Origin of the sequence: Microvirga sesbaniae, assembly GCF_025460805.1 — a bacterium.
Lineage (GTDB): Bacteria > Pseudomonadota > Alphaproteobacteria > Rhizobiales > Beijerinckiaceae > Microvirga > Microvirga sesbaniae.
In genome coordinates, this window is record NZ_JAMXFJ010000001.1 from 299961 (window position 1) to 314248 (window position 14288).

15 protein-coding genes are annotated in these 14288 nt (G+C 67.6%); 6 read left to right on the forward strand and 9 right to left on the reverse strand.

The features are described from left to right. Window positions 1–44 precede the first annotated feature (44 nt). Together OCW50_RS01380 and OCW50_RS01385 are read right to left on the reverse strand one after the other, a co-directional pair. A complete protein-coding gene (locus OCW50_RS01380) occupies window positions 45–311 on the reverse strand; it encodes a hypothetical protein (RefSeq protein ID WP_262268540.1) in 267 nt (88 codons plus the stop codon). A gap of 196 nt (window positions 312–507) precedes the next feature. Further along, a complete protein-coding gene (locus tag OCW50_RS01385) occupies window positions 508–1656 on the reverse strand; it encodes a glycerophosphodiester phosphodiesterase (protein ID WP_262296167.1) in 1149 nt (382 codons plus the stop codon). A gap of 413 nt (window positions 1657–2069) precedes the next feature. Here OCW50_RS01385 and OCW50_RS01390 point away from each other — a divergent pair, with 413 nt between their 5' ends. Then, the gene (locus OCW50_RS01390) at window positions 2070–3539 is read left to right on the forward strand and encodes a DUF1254 domain-containing protein (RefSeq protein ID WP_373371279.1); all 1470 of its coding nucleotides are present in this window, start codon (window positions 2070–2072) and stop codon (window positions 3537–3539) included. A 163-nt stretch (window positions 3540–3702) separates the two neighbouring features. Further along, window positions 3703–4071 carry a hypothetical protein gene (locus tag OCW50_RS01395; RefSeq protein ID WP_262268542.1) on the forward strand — a complete coding sequence of 123 codons (369 nt, stop codon included), beginning with the start codon at window positions 3703–3705 and terminating at the stop codon, window positions 4069–4071. 93 nt (window positions 4072–4164) lie between these two features. On the opposite strand, the gene OCW50_RS01400 is transcribed toward OCW50_RS01395, so the two are convergent. Both OCW50_RS01400 and OCW50_RS01405 read right to left on the reverse strand, forming a co-directional pair. Continuing rightward, window positions 4165–4554 (reverse strand): hypothetical protein, encoded by a 390-nt coding sequence (locus tag OCW50_RS01400; protein ID WP_262268543.1) that lies wholly within the window; start codon window positions 4552–4554, stop codon window positions 4165–4167. Window positions 4555–5228: 674 nt separating this feature from the next. Beyond that, on the reverse strand, window positions 5229–5519 hold the full coding sequence (locus tag OCW50_RS01405; protein ID WP_262270110.1) for a hypothetical protein: 291 nt from the start codon (window positions 5517–5519) through the stop codon (window positions 5229–5231). A 375-nt stretch (window positions 5520–5894) separates the two neighbouring features. Between OCW50_RS01405 and OCW50_RS01410 the strand changes: the two genes are divergently transcribed. Continuing rightward, a complete protein-coding gene (locus tag OCW50_RS01410; RefSeq protein ID WP_262296168.1) occupies window positions 5895–6068 on the forward strand; it encodes a hypothetical protein in 174 nt (57 codons plus the stop codon). A 122-nt stretch (window positions 6069–6190) separates the two neighbouring features. Continuing rightward, on the forward strand, window positions 6191–7684 hold the full coding sequence (locus tag OCW50_RS01415) for a tetratricopeptide repeat protein (RefSeq protein ID WP_262296169.1): 1494 nt from the start codon (window positions 6191–6193) through the stop codon (window positions 7682–7684). Window positions 7685–7776: 92 nt separating this feature from the next. Here OCW50_RS01415 and OCW50_RS01420 read toward each other — a convergent pair whose 3' ends face one another. Beyond that, window positions 7777–8625, reverse strand: a complete 849-nt coding sequence (locus OCW50_RS01420) for a type 1 glutamine amidotransferase (RefSeq protein WP_262270107.1) — start codon at window positions 8623–8625, stop codon at window positions 7777–7779. A gap of 146 nt (window positions 8626–8771) precedes the next feature. Next, window positions 8772–8963 carry a hypothetical protein gene (locus OCW50_RS01425; RefSeq protein WP_262296170.1) on the reverse strand — a complete coding sequence of 64 codons (192 nt, stop codon included), beginning with the start codon at window positions 8961–8963 and terminating at the stop codon, window positions 8772–8774. A gap of 195 nt (window positions 8964–9158) precedes the next feature. On the opposite strand from OCW50_RS01425, the gene OCW50_RS01430 reads away from it, so the two are divergent. Continuing rightward, entirely contained in the window at window positions 9159–10592 is a 1434-nt protein-coding gene (locus tag OCW50_RS01430) for a pyridoxal phosphate-dependent decarboxylase family protein (RefSeq protein WP_262296171.1), read from the forward strand. A gap of 17 nt (window positions 10593–10609) precedes the next feature. Here the strand turns inward: OCW50_RS01430 and OCW50_RS01435 are convergent, their stop codons facing one another. The 3 genes from OCW50_RS01435 to OCW50_RS01445 all read right to left on the reverse strand — a co-directional run bounded on the left by OCW50_RS01435 (window position 10610) and on the right by OCW50_RS01445 (window position 13250). Continuing rightward, window positions 10610–11086 carry a VOC family protein gene (locus tag OCW50_RS01435; protein WP_262270104.1) on the reverse strand — a complete coding sequence of 159 codons (477 nt, stop codon included), beginning with the start codon at window positions 11084–11086 and terminating at the stop codon, window positions 10610–10612. Between the two features lie 152 nt (window positions 11087–11238). Beyond that, complete coding sequence (locus tag OCW50_RS01440; protein WP_262296172.1) at window positions 11239–12612, reverse strand: MBOAT family O-acyltransferase; 1374 nt, start codon at window positions 12610–12612, stop codon at window positions 11239–11241. A gap of 485 nt (window positions 12613–13097) precedes the next feature. Then, entirely contained in the window at window positions 13098–13250 is a 153-nt protein-coding gene (locus OCW50_RS01445; RefSeq protein ID WP_262270102.1) for a hypothetical protein, read from the reverse strand. Between the two features lie 627 nt (window positions 13251–13877). Between OCW50_RS01445 and rpsU the strand changes: the two genes are divergently transcribed. Continuing rightward, window positions 13878–14168 (forward strand): 30S ribosomal protein S21, encoded by a 291-nt coding sequence (rpsU, locus tag OCW50_RS01450; RefSeq protein WP_262270101.1) that lies wholly within the window; start codon window positions 13878–13880, stop codon window positions 14166–14168. The last annotated feature ends 120 nt before the right edge of the window (window positions 14169–14288 follow it).

A 14288-nucleotide genomic window follows, 5' to 3' on the forward strand; every position in this document is an offset into this window, starting at 1 on the left:
CCGGGGGGACCGACGCCATCGTTCGTCCGGGCACGCGCGCGGCTTCAGTGCAGCGCGGCCCTGATGCGCCGGATGGTCGACTGGAGAAGCTCGATCGCGGTTTCCGTCCGGTCTCCGCCGGCGAGCATCGCCAGGGACGCATCGCCGCGGCTGACCATCGCGGTCTCGAGCACGGCGTAATAGGCGAGATCCCGGGTCCGGCCGCTGGCCTCCTCCCGGAGCGAGCTGATCGCTTCGATAATCCCGAGGGATTGCCCGCTGCCGACGAGGTCGCAGGCCTTCTTCAGGACGCCGAGGACTGTGGTCTCCATGACATTTTCCCCACTTCGACCGGGTTCGGCCCGGCCTCGATCCGTTGTGGTGTCGAAGGCCCGGTGGCCCCCGAGGGCAAGGATAACATAACGCCCTGCCATGGAACCACGCCGATTGTCGCGCCGGGCGGGCCGGCAAACGGCGGCGCTCCGGCCTACGCCGGAGCCGGAGCGCCGTCGTCGGTGCGGGAAAGCGTCAGCGCGCCTTCACCGCATGGTCGGTAAAATCGCTGAAGAGACCGTCCACGCCCAGGGCATAGAAGGCCTTGTACTCCGCCGCCGGGTCTCCCTTGAAGTCCGATGCCAGGCGCTTCGGCTCGCTGCGGAACGTCCAGGTGAACACCTGAAGACCGGCCGCATGGGCGTCCCTGACGACGCTGGAGGGCTCGGTGAGCACGCGGTCGCGCTCGTCGATCGCGCCGTCGCCGTTGAGATCGTCCGGCTTGCCGTCGCTGTTCCGGTCGACCTGCCGGCTCGCCAGGATGTAGGGCTTCCAGGGCGCAATGATGTCGGCATAGGTCTTCACCTCGGCCAGCCCCTCCTTGGTCAGGAGGTCCTGGTTGGTGCGCTTGTCGCCGATCACCACGAAGTCGTAGGGCTGCGCGTAGGGCGACTCCATGACCATCCTGCCGTCCTTGTCGACGTCGGCCCCGTCGACGAGCTGCGCCAGGCGCACGTCGATCCGGGTGTTCAGGTATTTGAGGTTCGCCGTCTCGAAGCTCTGGATCACGACGGGCGCGTCTTTGTCCGTCCAGCCGGCCTTCGTCAGCACGGCCACGAGGCGATCCTCGATGGGCAGGCCGATCGCCGCATGGAAGGTGGGATGCTTGGTCTCAGGCGCGATGCCGATGCTGCGCCCGCGGGCAGCCGATTCCGTCTTCACCAGGTCGATCACCTCGTCCAGGGTCGGGATCTGGAACTGGCCGTTCTTCGACTGGTCGCGATCCGCCATGGCCTGCTTGGCGCGCAGCTGCTTGATCTCGGCCAGGGTGAAGTCGCCCGCGAACCAGTCGGTCGTGTCGACGCCGTCGACCTTGCGGGTCGTCTTGCGGGACGCGAATTCCGGTCGGGTGGAAACATCTGTCGTGCCGCTCAGCATCGGCTCGTGACGGGCCACGAGCACGCCGTCCTTCGTCACCACGAGATCGGGCTCGACGAAGTCGGCGCCCATCTCGATGGCGAGCTTGTAGCCCTCGAGGGTGTGCTCGGGGAGATAGCCGCTGGCGCCGCGATGGGCGACCACGGTGGTGCGCTCGCCGGTCAGGGTCTTCTCCTGGGCGGCGGCCGGTCCGAGCAGCGCGGGCAGGGAGACGGCGAGCGTACTCAAAATGGCAATGGGCTTCATGGATCCTGTTCCTCCTGGCCGGTCACCTGCCATCGAACCCGTGACATCCCGATGACGGAATCACGAGCCTCTTGGGCGGGCCGGCGGGAGAGGGTCGCACGGGCGCGGCGAGCACGGAACAGGCGCGACGGAGGAGGGACCGCCTGGTGACCGTTCGCACCGACCTCCAGCGACCCGATCGGAGAGCCCACCGGCACGATTTCAGGGTTATCCCTGCGCGACATTCAGGGAATGCCCTGATTCGCACGCATGAGGGATGATGGTACGATTCCCGCGCGATGCCCGAATGCTCAGGAACCGGTGCGTCTCACAGCAATGCCGTCGCGGCGCACCGTCCCCACCCGTCGATATCTCGGCAAGCCACGCCGGATTCCATGCCCAATGCACGGGCGCTGACCAGGGAGTGACCATCCATGTCCCGGCTTCTCCACCATCCCATCATCGTGTCTGGCCTCATGCTCCTGACGGGCGCCGTCGGGATCGCAAGCGCCACGACGAACGCCTTCGCGATCACCGAGCAGGAGGCGCAGGATATTGCCGTCGAGGCCTATGTGTACTTCTACCCGCTCGTCACCATGGACGTGACGCGCAAGGTCTTCACGAACATCGAGCCCGGAAAGCGGCCCGGCCAGGGTCCGATGAACATGTTCAACAACGTGGCCGCCTATCCGCCTCCCGAGGACAAGATCATCGTTCGGCCGAACTTCGATACGCTCTACTCGGTCGCCTATCTCGATCTCGCCAAGGAGCCGGTCGTCGTCTCGGTGCCCGACACGGGCGGCCGCTACTACCTCCTGCCGATGCTGGACATGTGGACGGACGTGTTCGCATCCCCGGGCTGGCGCACGACCGGCACCCGGGCCGGCGAATTCCTGATCGCGCCCGCCACCTGGCGGCCCGATCTGCGCGAACGGTTCGACGAGTTCCGCCTGCCAGTCGGCACGCAGCGCATCGACGCGCCGACCCCCTATGTCTGGATCATCGGCCGCACCAAGACCGATGGTCCGCCCGACTACGAGGCCGTTCACAAGATCCAGGCCGGGTTCAAGATCACACCCCTGTCCGAATGGGGACGGCCCCCGAAGGCGCCCGAGGTGAAGATCGACCCGAACGTCGACATGAAGACGCCGCCCAAAGTGCAGGTCGATACCATGCCGGCGCTCAGATATTTCACCTATGCGGCCGAACTCCTGAAGACCAACGGACCCCATGAAACCGACCAGCCGATCCTCGCCCGCATGAAGCGGATCGGTATCGAGGCAGGCAAGAGCTTCGATGCGGAGAGGATCGATTCCGTGATCAGGAAAGCGCTCGAAGCCGCGCCGGAAAGCGCCCAGAAGCTGATGGAGTGGAAGGTGAAGACGCTCGCCCGCGTGGCGAACGGCTGGTCGATGAACACGGACACGATGGGCGTCTACGGCAACTACTACCTCAAGCGCGCGATCGTGGCGCAGTTCGGACTCGGCGCGAATCTGCCGCAGGATGCGGTCTACCCGCTCAATCTGGGCGACGAGCAGGGCAGGCCGCTCGACGGAGCGAACCGCTATGCGATCCACTTCGAGAAGAACGACATGCCGCCGGTCGGCGCCTTCTGGTCCATCACCCTCTACGATCCTCAAGGTTTCCCGATCCCCAACGACCTCAACCGCTCCGCGGTGAGCAGTTGGATGCCGTTCGCCTACAATGCCGATGGTTCGCTCGACGTGTATTTCCAGACGGAGAGCCCGGGCAAGGACAAGGAGGCCAACTGGCTTCCCGCCCCGAAGGGAGAGTTCAACCTGACCATGAGGCTCTATGCGCCGATGTCGGATGTCCTGACCGGCAAGTGGAACCCGCCCCCGGTGACGAGGCTCGAAACCACGTCGAGCCTTACGGCCCAGTGATCGGCCCGCGGCGCCGGCGAGCCGGAAACCGGCAGCAGGACCGGGATTGACAGGCAGTCGGTCCGGCGCGGTATCGGTAGGCGCGTCGGCTCGTCCCGAGGGTGAATCGCCCGGGATGCGCCGATGCGGGCCGCGCCGGCCGGCGCATAGGGGAGAGCGGGTTTTGGTCAAGCGGATTGGTTCACAGGCCTGGCGGGTCCAGGTGTCGGACGACGGCGCCATCGTGGCGCTGGGAATCCGCGCCGATACGGGCAGGGAATATGAGGTCCTCATCGGTGCGGTCGATTCGACGCCCCTCGTGACGGACCTGCTCCGCGAGATGGTGCGGACCCACAGGGGCAAGCCGCCCAGGACCTTCGGGGCGGATGCCGGGCCCCATCATGCCAAGAGCGTGCCGGTGCAGCCCCTGAGCACGCGGATCGAGCAGGGCGGCGGAGACCCCGTCCTCGTGCTGGATTTCGGCGGAACGGTGCTCAAGGTCGCGGTCGATCCCGCGCAGCTCCGGCAGGCTCTGTCCACGGTTGAGACGTGAGCCCGCAGCGCGACCCGCCCCGCAGGCTCGGGGCCGCGATGAAGAGGAAGCGTGATCGGCGCGCGGCCGATGACGCTCCCACTCCGGCAGGACTTACCCGAACGGGAAGAGATGGTCGACGTCGACCGCCGTGTTGACGGCCGTCTGGTTGATCAGGTTGGTGGAGATCTGAAAGTTGAAGTCCGGCGAGTGATCGTAGCTGCCGGAATCCACGAGCGTGTCGGGATCGTGGATGGCCGCCGCCTGGGCCGATTCCGCATCGCCGCCCAGGGCCGTGTTGACCGCCGTCTGGTTGACCACGTTCGTGTCGAGCTGGACGTTGATCTCCGGGCCGCCGGACGACCAGTCCCAGCTGTCGCCGGTGTCGAAGATGGTATCGGGATCGTGGATGGTGGCGAGTTGAGCGGATGACGCATCGGCGCCGACGCCCGTATTGGCCGCCGTCTGGTTGATGTCGTTCAGGGAAATTTGAAAATTCGGCATGAAATGTCCTTTTCAAGTCGGTGTTGCGCCCAGTACCGCCCGAGAGATCTTCTCAGTTGGCGATCGTTGAACCTTGAACGACTTTCGGCACCAGGGCTGTGAACCGCGTCACAAGCCGACGCCGCCCGTGGGGAGAGTCGGTGTCGATCGGGCCTTGCTGCGTCATCCCGCCGCGAAAGCCGCCTCGGTGGAAGACGATCGCGGGATGCGAAAAGGCCCTCCCAGGGAGCTGAGAGGGCCGGGATGGGGCGCCGGGCCAGAGCATCGACGTGACCCAGAGGGCCGCGTCAGCGAAAAGTGGACCCACTTTTGGGATCGATCCGATGCTCCCCGCCTCAAGGGGCGCATCGTCCGGGACCTGACCACCTTCTCCACGTCATCACCGGGCTTGTCCCGGTGATCTCGATGCGAGAGGCGCCGCGCTCTTCCGATCGGGATGGCCGGCACAAGGCCGGCCATGACGTGAGGGTGGCGGGAAGGGCGGAGGGTGCCATGACGTGGGGAGGGTGTTGTCACCGCCTCATGCCACCCTCTCACGTCATCACCGGGCTCGTCCCGGTGATCCCGATTGTCCGATGCTCCACTCTTGGCCGGCGCACCGTTCGACGCGAAGAACCGGGTCCACTTTTTCGCACGGTGCGCTGGTTGGCGGGCGCTCCGAACGGAGAGAGGTTTTAGAACACGCCCAGGCTGTGGCCGTTGTCGACGAGCGTGTCGCTGTCGACGATGCCGCCGACCTGAGCCGAGGTCGCGCTGCCGCCGTAGGCGGTGTTCGTCGCCATCTGGTCGATGTCGTTGTAGGAGAGCTGTTCGTTGTAGCCGCCGCCGAACCAGTCGTGGCTGCCGTCGAGAAGCTTGTCGGCATCCGTGATGTTGGCCACCTGGGCCGACGTCGCGTTGCCGCCGAGGGCCGTGTTGAAGGCGTCCTGGAAGATGTCGTTTTCAGAGAACTGGAAGTTTTCCATGGTAGGTTCCTCTTCGGGTTAAGCGTTGCTCTCGAGACCGCCTGAGATGCTCTCTCCGTTGGCGATGATGAGACTTTGAACCACCGTCGAGGATGGCGCTGTGAAGCGCGTCACACCGGCGAATTTTCTGCAGATGTGTCTGATCGTCGGGAGCCGCCGTTCGAACTCCGGCGGCCATCGCGGCGGGAAACGCGGCCGGATTGCGGCTGCGCCGGAGGAACCAGCTTGTCCCGTTCGAGTTCAGACCTGAAGCATCGACCGGGACGACGTTAGGCTTCCGGGTCAATTCCAGATATCGATTCCGATGCCGGCGCATCGTTCGGCGCGCAACCCAGGGTTCCGCGCGATGCGCGAGCCTCGGGCCAGGAGAGCACGATGGGCATTCGCAATTGGACGGCACTGGCAGTGATTGCCCTTGCCGTCGTGGTCCTTTTCTTCGCCTTGCGCGAAACGCATTCCGACCCGGAGAGTGCCCCGGGACGGGCCGCCAGCCAGGAGACGATCAAGCCGATCCCGTCCAACCCGGATACCGTCGCCCCGCGCCCCTGACGGTCGAGGTCCATGGGTTTCCACGCCGTGCCGCGTCGGCCTGCAAGGTCCAGCAAAGCCAGCGCGGCTAATCCTTGATCCGATGGCCCGCCTCCGGCGCAAATGATATTTGGATCCTTTTCATGACGACCATTCAGCTTCCCGACGTCGCCGTCACGATGACGCTCGTCGCCACCCTGCAGGCGAGCCTGCCGCATTTCGGCCGCATGGTCGATCAGTGCGGCGATCCGGCCCCCGCCCTGCGTCAGCTCGGCCTCGTTCACTGGGAAAACGGGCGGTTCGACGCGGCCGCCCAATGCTTCGCCGCCGCACTGTCCCTGGCGCCCGGGAACCCGGACCTCTGGCGCGATCTGGCGAGCGTCTCCAGCGCCGCCGACCGGGACGAGGAGGCGCTGACGGCGATCCGCCGGTCCCTCGACCTCGATCCGCTGAGCGCTCCGTCCTGGCAGACCCTCGCTGGCGTGGCCGACAGGCTGGACGACGCCGAGACGGCCGAGGACGCCTACCGGCGCACCATCGCGCTCAAGCCCGAGGCCGCCGCGTCTCATCTCGGGCTCGGCCTGCTTCTGTTCCGGAAGAAGCGTTACGACGACGCTCTGGCGGCTGTGCGCGCGTCCATCGCGCACGATCCGGTGAACGGCCTTGCCCATTATGCCCTCGGGCATCTGTCCTTCATCGCGTCCGATTTCGCCGGCTGCGCGCGGGCGTTCGACGAGGCTGTCCGCCTGACGCTGCCGCTCGATCCGCCGACCCGGCAGAAGCGCGCCCGCGCGCTGACGTTCCAGGCCATGATCGAGGGCCGGGTCCGTGACGCCCTGCGCGATTATCCCGCAATCGCCGGCGAGGACCGCGAGGATCTCGAGATCATCACGCGCGACGCGTTCTCCGTTCTCAGCGCCGCCGGTCATCTCGAAGCCGCCGCGGAGATCGGCCGGATGAGGCTCGCGGAAAGGCCCGACGATCCGGTCAGGCGCTATCTGCTCGACGCCGTGCTCGGGCGAGCCATGAGGGCTGCTCCCGTGGAGTACATCGAGACTTATTTCGATCAGTTCGCGCCCCAGTTCGACGGCAAATTGCTCGAGACGCTGCAATACGAAGCCCCGCGCCGGATGGCGTCGCTCGTGGTCAGGCACCGGACCGGCTTCGGGACCATGCTCGACCTGGGCTGCGGCACCGGCCTGGCCGCCGCGGAACTGGCGCCCCTCGGGGCGAGCCTGATCGGGGTCGATCTCTCCGCCGGCATGCTCGCCGAGGCCGCCAGGCGCGGCGGCTATGCCGAGCTCGTCAAGGCGGAGGCCGCCGCCTATCTCGCGGCGTCGCGGAACCGTTTCGATCTCGTCTTCGCGGCGGATTCCCTGATCTATTTCGGCGACCTCGGCCCGCTGTTCCGCGCGGCCGCCGGGGCCCTGGTGCCGGGCGGATTGTTCGCCCTGAGCATCGAGCTCGCAGCCGGTGACGGGTTCACGCTGCAGCCCTCCGGCCGGTTCGCCCATTCGCTCGAACACGTCCGGTCGACGGCCACGGACTTCGTCGTCCTGGAGACCGTGGAGAGCCGCATCCGGCTCGAAGCGGGGCGCCCGGTGCCCGGCCTCTACGTTCTCCTGGAACGACGCTGATGCGGCGCCGGTGCGCCGCGCCTGCGGGATCTGCGCCGCGCACCGGAACTCGCCGCGCACCGGAACTCGCCGCGCACCGGAACTCCTGGCGGCTATCGACCCTCGACCGCGAAGCGAATGAAATTGCGCAGTTCCGTCAGGCGGTGCTCTCCCTGCGTGACCTGCGCGTCGAGCCCGAGCATCCAGGCAAGATCCCGTCGGTCGGGATCCTGGTGGAGCGCCTCGACCATGGAAGCATAGTGATCGAGATCCCCGGAACTGCCGACGTATCCCTCCCTGACCAGGTCGTCGCACTGACGCCGCAGCGCTCCCGCGACCTCGCGCAGGTCGAGTTCGGGATGGTACTGGACACCCCAGAACACGCCCGCTTCGTGCCGGATCTCGACGGCCTGAACCTCGGTGACCGTGTTGAAGGCCAGCAGCGTTCCTCCTTCCGGCAGCGTCTCCACTTCGTCCGAGTGGAACGCCGGAGCGTCGAAGGAGGCCGGCCTCCCGGCCAGGAGCGGATGCCGATGCCCGTCCTCCGTGAGCGTGATGCGGCGCGCGAAGCCGGCCTCCCGGCCCCGGCGACCGGGGCGCACCGCGCCGCCGGCCGCCACCGTGGCCACCTGCAATCCGGCACAGGACCCGAAGGAGGGGACGCCTGCGTCGAACACCGCCCGCATCAGGTCGACCTCCCGCCGCGTCTCGGGAGTGTCCTGGTAGAGGTGGAGCGGCGAGCCGGTCACGAACACCGCATGGTAGGCCCGCAACCCGGCCCGGTCGGGCAGCGCGGCGCCCCTGTCGGCCGGCTTCACGCGATGGCAGACGGCCTCGGGTGCGAGGCTGCGCAAGGTGTCGATATAGGTTTCGCCCGAGCTGCGCCCGACGCTCTCGCGGCGGTTTTCCCGGGCTTCGGGCGGCTCGCTTTCCGCAACGAGGAAACGCAACTGTTCTGGCAAGGGGAGCTTTCCGGAAGACGCCGAAACGGCAGGCAAGACGGAACACCGCGAGCCGCATTCGGGTTCCGGGTCGCACCTGCGGCATGAGGAACGGCCCGCTCGGTCGATGACGAGCCGTGCTTCAACCGATCCCGGATCCGTTCCCGTCAGGGTTCCTTGCGCGCGAGCTCGCGCTCGGCCCGCCGCAGGGCGAGCAGCAGGTCGATCTGATCGTCCGGGATCGGCTGACCCTCGATCTCCGCGAAGATGGCCTGGAGGTGGGCGGCGATCTGCTCCCGCGCGTCGGGGCCAAGCCGCGGACCCGACATCGTCTGATCCGAATTTCTCTCGGTACTCATTGGGCTCCCTGTTGGTACTCCGCCCCTGACGTGATCGGCTGCGAACCAGCCTGAGATTGTCTCGTGAGTATTTCCCATCGTGGTTAACGGATCGTAAGCGTCACGCCTCGACCGTCGGGACAGGGCGGGCCGCTCCGGTTGTGATCGCCCCCGGGATGGGTCATGCTGGGCGCAAGGTTGCCCGGAGCCCGAGCCATGGATCGGAGACAAGCGGCCGATGCCGGCCTGACGCGCACGCTGTTCGAGACCGTAGCGTCCGTGGCCTCCGACTTCCGTAGCGTCATCAGCCGACGCCTCCAGCGCCCCGAGCAAACCTACCCGGACGCCCTGGCGGCCTTCGCCCAGCCCACGCCCGAGACCGGTCTGGCGGCCGAGGAGGTGATCCGCGATCTCGTCCGGCGGGCCACGCCGGGGCTCCACGCCAGCACGGGGCCGCGCTTCTTCGGCTGGGTGATCGGCGCCTCCCATCCGGTCGGCGTCGCGGCCGACTGGCTGACCTCGGCCTGGGGGCAGAATGCGGGCAACCACACGGCCTCTCCGGCGGCGGCGGCCGCCGAGACCGTGGCGGCCGGGTGGCTGCTCGATCTTCTGGATCTCCCCCGGGAGGCCTCGGTCGGCTTCGTCACGGGCGCCACCGTGGCGAACTTCGTCTGCCTGGCGGCCGCCCGGGGCTCGGTGCTGCGCCGGGCGGGCTGGGACGTGGAGCGCCATGGCCTGTTCGGCGCCCCGCCCATTCACGTGCTCATCGGCGACGAGGCCCACGCGACCGTGTTCTCGGCGCTCCAGTTCCTGGGCCTCGGCCACGACCGGGTCGTGCGCATCGACACGGACGGCCAGGGCCGCATGCGCCCGGACGTCTTCGCCCGGGCCCTCGACCATTGTCACGGGCCCACCATCGCGATCACGCAGGCGGGCCAGATCAACACCGGGGCATTCGACGATCACGCGGCCATCGTGCCTCGGGCCCGCGCGCAGGGCGCCTGGGTGCATGTGGACGGGGCCTTCGGCCTGTGGGCCCGGGCCTGCCCGTCCCGGGCGGATCTGGCCGCCGGCATCGAGGGCGCGGATTCCTGGGCCACGGACGGGCACAAATGGCTCCAGACCCCTTACGATTGCGGCTATGCCATCGTCCGGGACGCAGACGCGCACCGGCGCGCCATGACCAGCGCGGCGAGCTACCTGCCGGTCATCGGCGAGGGCGAGCGCGACCCGTCCCATTATGTGCCGGAACTGTCCCGCCGGGCCCGCGGCTTCGCCACCTGGGCGATGCTCAACCATCTCGGGCGCGACGGGATCGCCCGCATGGTCGAGGAGCATTGCCGGCTCGCGCAGCGCCTCGCCGGGCGCCTCGCCGGCGAGCCCGGCCTGCGCATCGTCAACGACGTGGCCCTCAACCAGGTGATCGTCCGCTTCGGGCCCGACGCCCCTGCGGCGGACGGCGAAGCCCTGACCCTGCGGACGATCCGGCGCATCCAGGAGGACGGGACGCTCTTCGCCGGCGGGTCGCAATGGCGGGGCGCCTGGGTGCTGCGGCTCTCGGTGATCTCGGGTCCGGCCACGGAGCAGGATATCGACCGCTCCGCCGACGCGATCCTGGCCGCCTGGCGGCAGGTGCGCGCCTCCGGCTGAGCGGGGCGGACCTCAGGTCATCCTCCGCGCCGCGCCGCCTCGATGGCCGCGACGTCTATCTTCCGCATGGTCATCATGGCGTCGAACGCACGCTTGGCTTCCGCGCCGCCGGCCGCCAGCGCCTCCGTCAGGACCCGCGGGGTGATCTGCCAGGACACGCCCCAGCGGTCCTTGCACCAGCCGCATGCGCTCTCCTGGCCGCCGTTGCCCACGATGGCGTTCCAGTAGCGGTCGGTCTCCGCCTGGTCGTCGGTGGCGATCTGGAACGAGAAGGCTTCGGTGGGCTTGAACGCGGGACCGCCGTTGAGGCCGAGACAGGCCACCCCCGCCACCGTGAACTCGACCGTCAGCACGTCGCCCTCCCGGCCGGACGGGTAGTCCCCGGGGGCGCGGTGCACGGCCGTCACCCGGCTGTCGGGAAAGGTCTCGGCATAGAAGCGGGCGGCGGACTCGGCGTCCTTGTCGTACCAGAGGCAGATCGTGTTCTTCGCCATGGCGTGCTCCCTGCTTGGACGGAGCCGGAGGCTCCGGTCTTGGCGCGTGCCTTTCTTCCTACCTCTTTTCCGGCCGGTGCGGCAAACCGGGCCCGTCGGGGCAGATGCCGGAACGCGTCCGCGATGTCCGCCCCATGGCCCGGGCGGCCGCGTCAGAACTGGAAATAGATGAACTCATAATTCGCGTCGTCGCCGATCTTGAACAGAACGACCACCAGGAGAACCGCGAAGACGACCGCGATGGCCCGGCGCGGCGGGATCCGGTGCACGAAGGCCCAGGCCGTCGGGCCGAGCACGGCGACCAGCGCGGCGATCAGGATCGTCCGCCACTTGATCGACGGGTCCGCTCCGCCGAGGCCGATCAGGCCCTCGTAGATCCGCAGCGCCGCGTCGAAGGTCGTGGCGCGGAAGAGCACCCAGGTGAGCATCACGAACAGCATTGTCAGGACCCAGCCTGCCGCGCGCGGCATGGCGAGCCCGGCGCGCCGCCACAGCACGCCCGCTGCGAGCGCGAGCCCGTGGGCGGCCCCCCAGGCGACGAAGGTCAGCCCGGCGCCGTGCCAGAGGCCGCCGAGCGTCATGGTGGCCAACAGGGCCGCGAGCTGCACCGCCAGGCCCTTCCGGTTGCCGCCCATGGCGATGTAGAGGTAGTCGCGCAGGAAGCGAGACAGGGTCATGTGCCAGCGCCGCCAGAAATCCTGCAGCGACACGGACCGGTAGGGCGCGTCGAAGTTCTGCGGCAGCACGATGCCGAAGAGCAGCGCGAGACCGAGCGCCATGTCGGTATAGCCCGAGAAATCGAAATAGATCTGGAACGTGAAGCCGAGCATCGCCTGCCAGGCCTCGCCCAGCGCGACGGCCTTTCCGGCGGCGGCGGCCTGGAAGATCGGGTTGACGTATTCGGAGAGCGGGTCGCCGAGCAGGGTCTTCTTCGCCAGGCCGCAGACCAGCAGCATGAGCCCCCGCGCGATGCGCTCGTCGGCGTCGGGCCGCCGGTAAGGCCGCTCCTCGAACTGGTGCATGATCTCGCTCCAGCGCACCAGGGGGCCGGCGAGAACCTGCGGGAAGAACGCGATGTAGAGGCCGTAGCGGACCGGATCGTACAGGGGCGCTTTGCCCTTCTTCAGATCCGTCAGGTACATGATGTGGTGGAACGTGAAGAACGAGATGCCGAGCGGCAGCGCGATCTCCACGTGGAGCCTCGGCAGCCCGGGCACGAGGGCGGCGAGGTCCATGAAGAAGTTGAAATACTTGAAGACCGCCAGGACGAGCAGGTTGGCGGCGATCGCCAGCGGGATCAGGACGGATCGCCCCGAGCGCACGAAGGCCCTGGCGACGAGCCAGTTGACCATGAGGGAGCCGGCCAGAAGCGGCACGAACCGCCAGTCCCAGTAGCCGTAGAAGACAACCGACAGCCCGAGCAGCACGGGCAGCCGCCATGCGGGACGGAACCGCTCGACGGCCCCATGGGCCAGCAGCGCGACCGGCAGGAAGGCGAACAGGAAGATGAACGAGTTGAAGAGCATTCCCGCAACAGCATCGTTGAGCGGCGCGGAATGCTCCCTTCCACGCCCTGACAGGGGTCTTGTGCGGGACTGCTTACCTTGCGTCAACTCATGGATCGGGAAGGCGGCCCATGTTCCTCACGCTTCCGGCCGCCGGAACGGGCCCTGGATCACTGTGCCGCGCCCGATCGGCCTCCGGGGCGGTCCTCCCGGTCGAGCGGCTGCGGCTCGCGTCCGTGCCAAGTCACCACCGGCTCACACCACCCTCCATGTCATCACCGGGCCCGTCCCGGTGATCCCGATGATGAGAGGCGCCGCGCCCCAAAAGATCGGGATGGCCGGGACAAGCCTGGCCATGACGTGGCGAGGGTGGCAGGAAGGGCGGAGGGTGCCATGACGCCGGAGGGTGTCCGTGGGAGCATGAGACGGCCGGGACAGGCCCGGCCATGACGGATAGGGCGGAGCCCCATCGTGCCCGGGCGTGATCGCCCGTGACCCCGGCGCCCTTATCCGATCTGCTCGAGGATGATGGCCCGGATCTCTTCGCGGGTGAGGCTGCTTTGTTGCGGCTGCCAGGTGAGGCTGGACTTGCGGGGTGGCGTCGTCGCCGAGGCCTGAAGGCGGGCCTTGGCGGGCTTGGTATGGGAAATGGTCTTCATGATGTCCTTGGTCGACTCCGGCATCGCGCCGGGCAGACGTTATTGTTCGTTGATGATGTCGCGTGCGGTGCAAAACGACGGATCCGCCGCGTTGTTCCACGCAGCGACCAAACTTCAAAGATGCGGAAAGCGGGCTCGGCGCTCGATCAGGAGCTTCAGAGAGCAGGCCGAACATGTCGGTTGGATGACCATCATATGGACGATGTTCGGGATGAATGCAAGATCAAAGCGCAAACAGAACAGAAGCGGGAACAATAACGACAAGGCGGAGCCCTGTCGGACAGTGGTTTTATTTCGTGTCTGTTCAAGCTCTTCCGGTTGTCACGAGGATCGACTGTCCGCCTCTGCCTTGTATTCGCCCCATCCAGGCCCTAGATGAATGCTATTGACATCCGCCGGACAATCGGGCCGCCGCGCCTTCGCCGTCAAGGCGCACGTTCGGACACTCTTCCCGACATCGACGAACCGAGCGCGAGGTCTTCTCCCGCATCAAGGCGGGAGTGGTCGAGCGCGCCGTGCGCGAAGGCAGGATCCGCAGCGCGTGACCATCGAGGCGTCGTGCGATGGATCCGTGACGCCGGCCCGACATCCGACCCCATGTGAGACAGATTCGAGAAAGGACATCCCTTGCAGGTTTTCGTCAGAGACAACAACGTCGACCAGGCTCTTCGGGCTCTCAAGAGGAAGCTGCAGCGGGAAGGCGTCTTCCGTGAGATGAAGGCGCGGAAGTCCTACGAGAAGCCCTCCGAGCGCAAGATCCGCGAGAAGGCGGAAGCGGTTCGCCGGGCGCGCAAGCTCGCCCGCAAGCAGGCCATCCGCGAAGGATTGATCGCCGCGCCGAAGCGTCCCGCCCGGCCCGGGCGCGGGGGGGCCGGTTCCGCACGTCCCGCCGCGCCGGCTCCGAAGCCCGCCGAGTAACCGCGTCGGCCGCGTCGCCGCGCAGGGTGCCCTGCGCGGCCTTCCGCCCGCCCGTAGCCGAAACTCCTGGCGGAGCCGAAACTCCTGGCGGAGCCGAAACTCCTGGCGGAGCCGAAATTC

Bases quoted from the DNA above. Each gene is read 5' to 3' on its own strand.
- OCW50_RS01380 (WP_262268540.1), bottom strand. From the start codon at position 311: ATGGAGACCACAGTCCTCGGCGTCCTGAAGAAGGCCTGCGACCTCGTC.
- OCW50_RS01385 (WP_262296167.1), bottom strand. From the start codon at position 1,656: ATGAAGCCCATTGCCATTTTGAGTACGCTCGCCGTCTCCCTGCCCGCG.
- OCW50_RS01390 (WP_373371279.1), top strand. From the start codon at position 2,070: ATGTCCCGGCTTCTCCACCATCCCATCATCGTGTCTGGCCTCATGCTC.
- OCW50_RS01400 (WP_262268543.1), bottom strand. From the start codon at position 4,554: ATGCCGAATTTTCAAATTTCCCTGAACGACATCAACCAGACGGCGGCC.
- OCW50_RS01405 (WP_262270110.1), bottom strand. From the start codon at position 5,519: ATGGAAAACTTCCAGTTCTCTGAAAACGACATCTTCCAGGACGCCTTC.
- OCW50_RS01410 (WP_262296168.1), top strand. From the start codon at position 5,895: ATGGGCATTCGCAATTGGACGGCACTGGCAGTGATTGCCCTTGCCGTC.
- OCW50_RS01415 (WP_262296169.1), top strand. From the start codon at position 6,191: ATGACGACCATTCAGCTTCCCGACGTCGCCGTCACGATGACGCTCGTC.
- OCW50_RS01425 (WP_262296170.1), bottom strand. From the start codon at position 8,963: ATGAGTACCGAGAGAAATTCGGATCAGACGATGTCGGGTCCGCGGCTT.
- OCW50_RS01430 (WP_262296171.1), top strand. From the start codon at position 9,159: ATGGATCGGAGACAAGCGGCCGATGCCGGCCTGACGCGCACGCTGTTC.
- OCW50_RS01435 (WP_262270104.1), bottom strand. From the start codon at position 11,086: ATGGCGAAGAACACGATCTGCCTCTGGTACGACAAGGACGCCGAGTCC.
- OCW50_RS01440 (WP_262296172.1), bottom strand. From the start codon at position 12,612: ATGCTCTTCAACTCGTTCATCTTCCTGTTCGCCTTCCTGCCGGTCGCG.
- OCW50_RS01445 (WP_262270102.1), bottom strand. From the start codon at position 13,250: ATGAAGACCATTTCCCATACCAAGCCCGCCAAGGCCCGCCTTCAGGCC.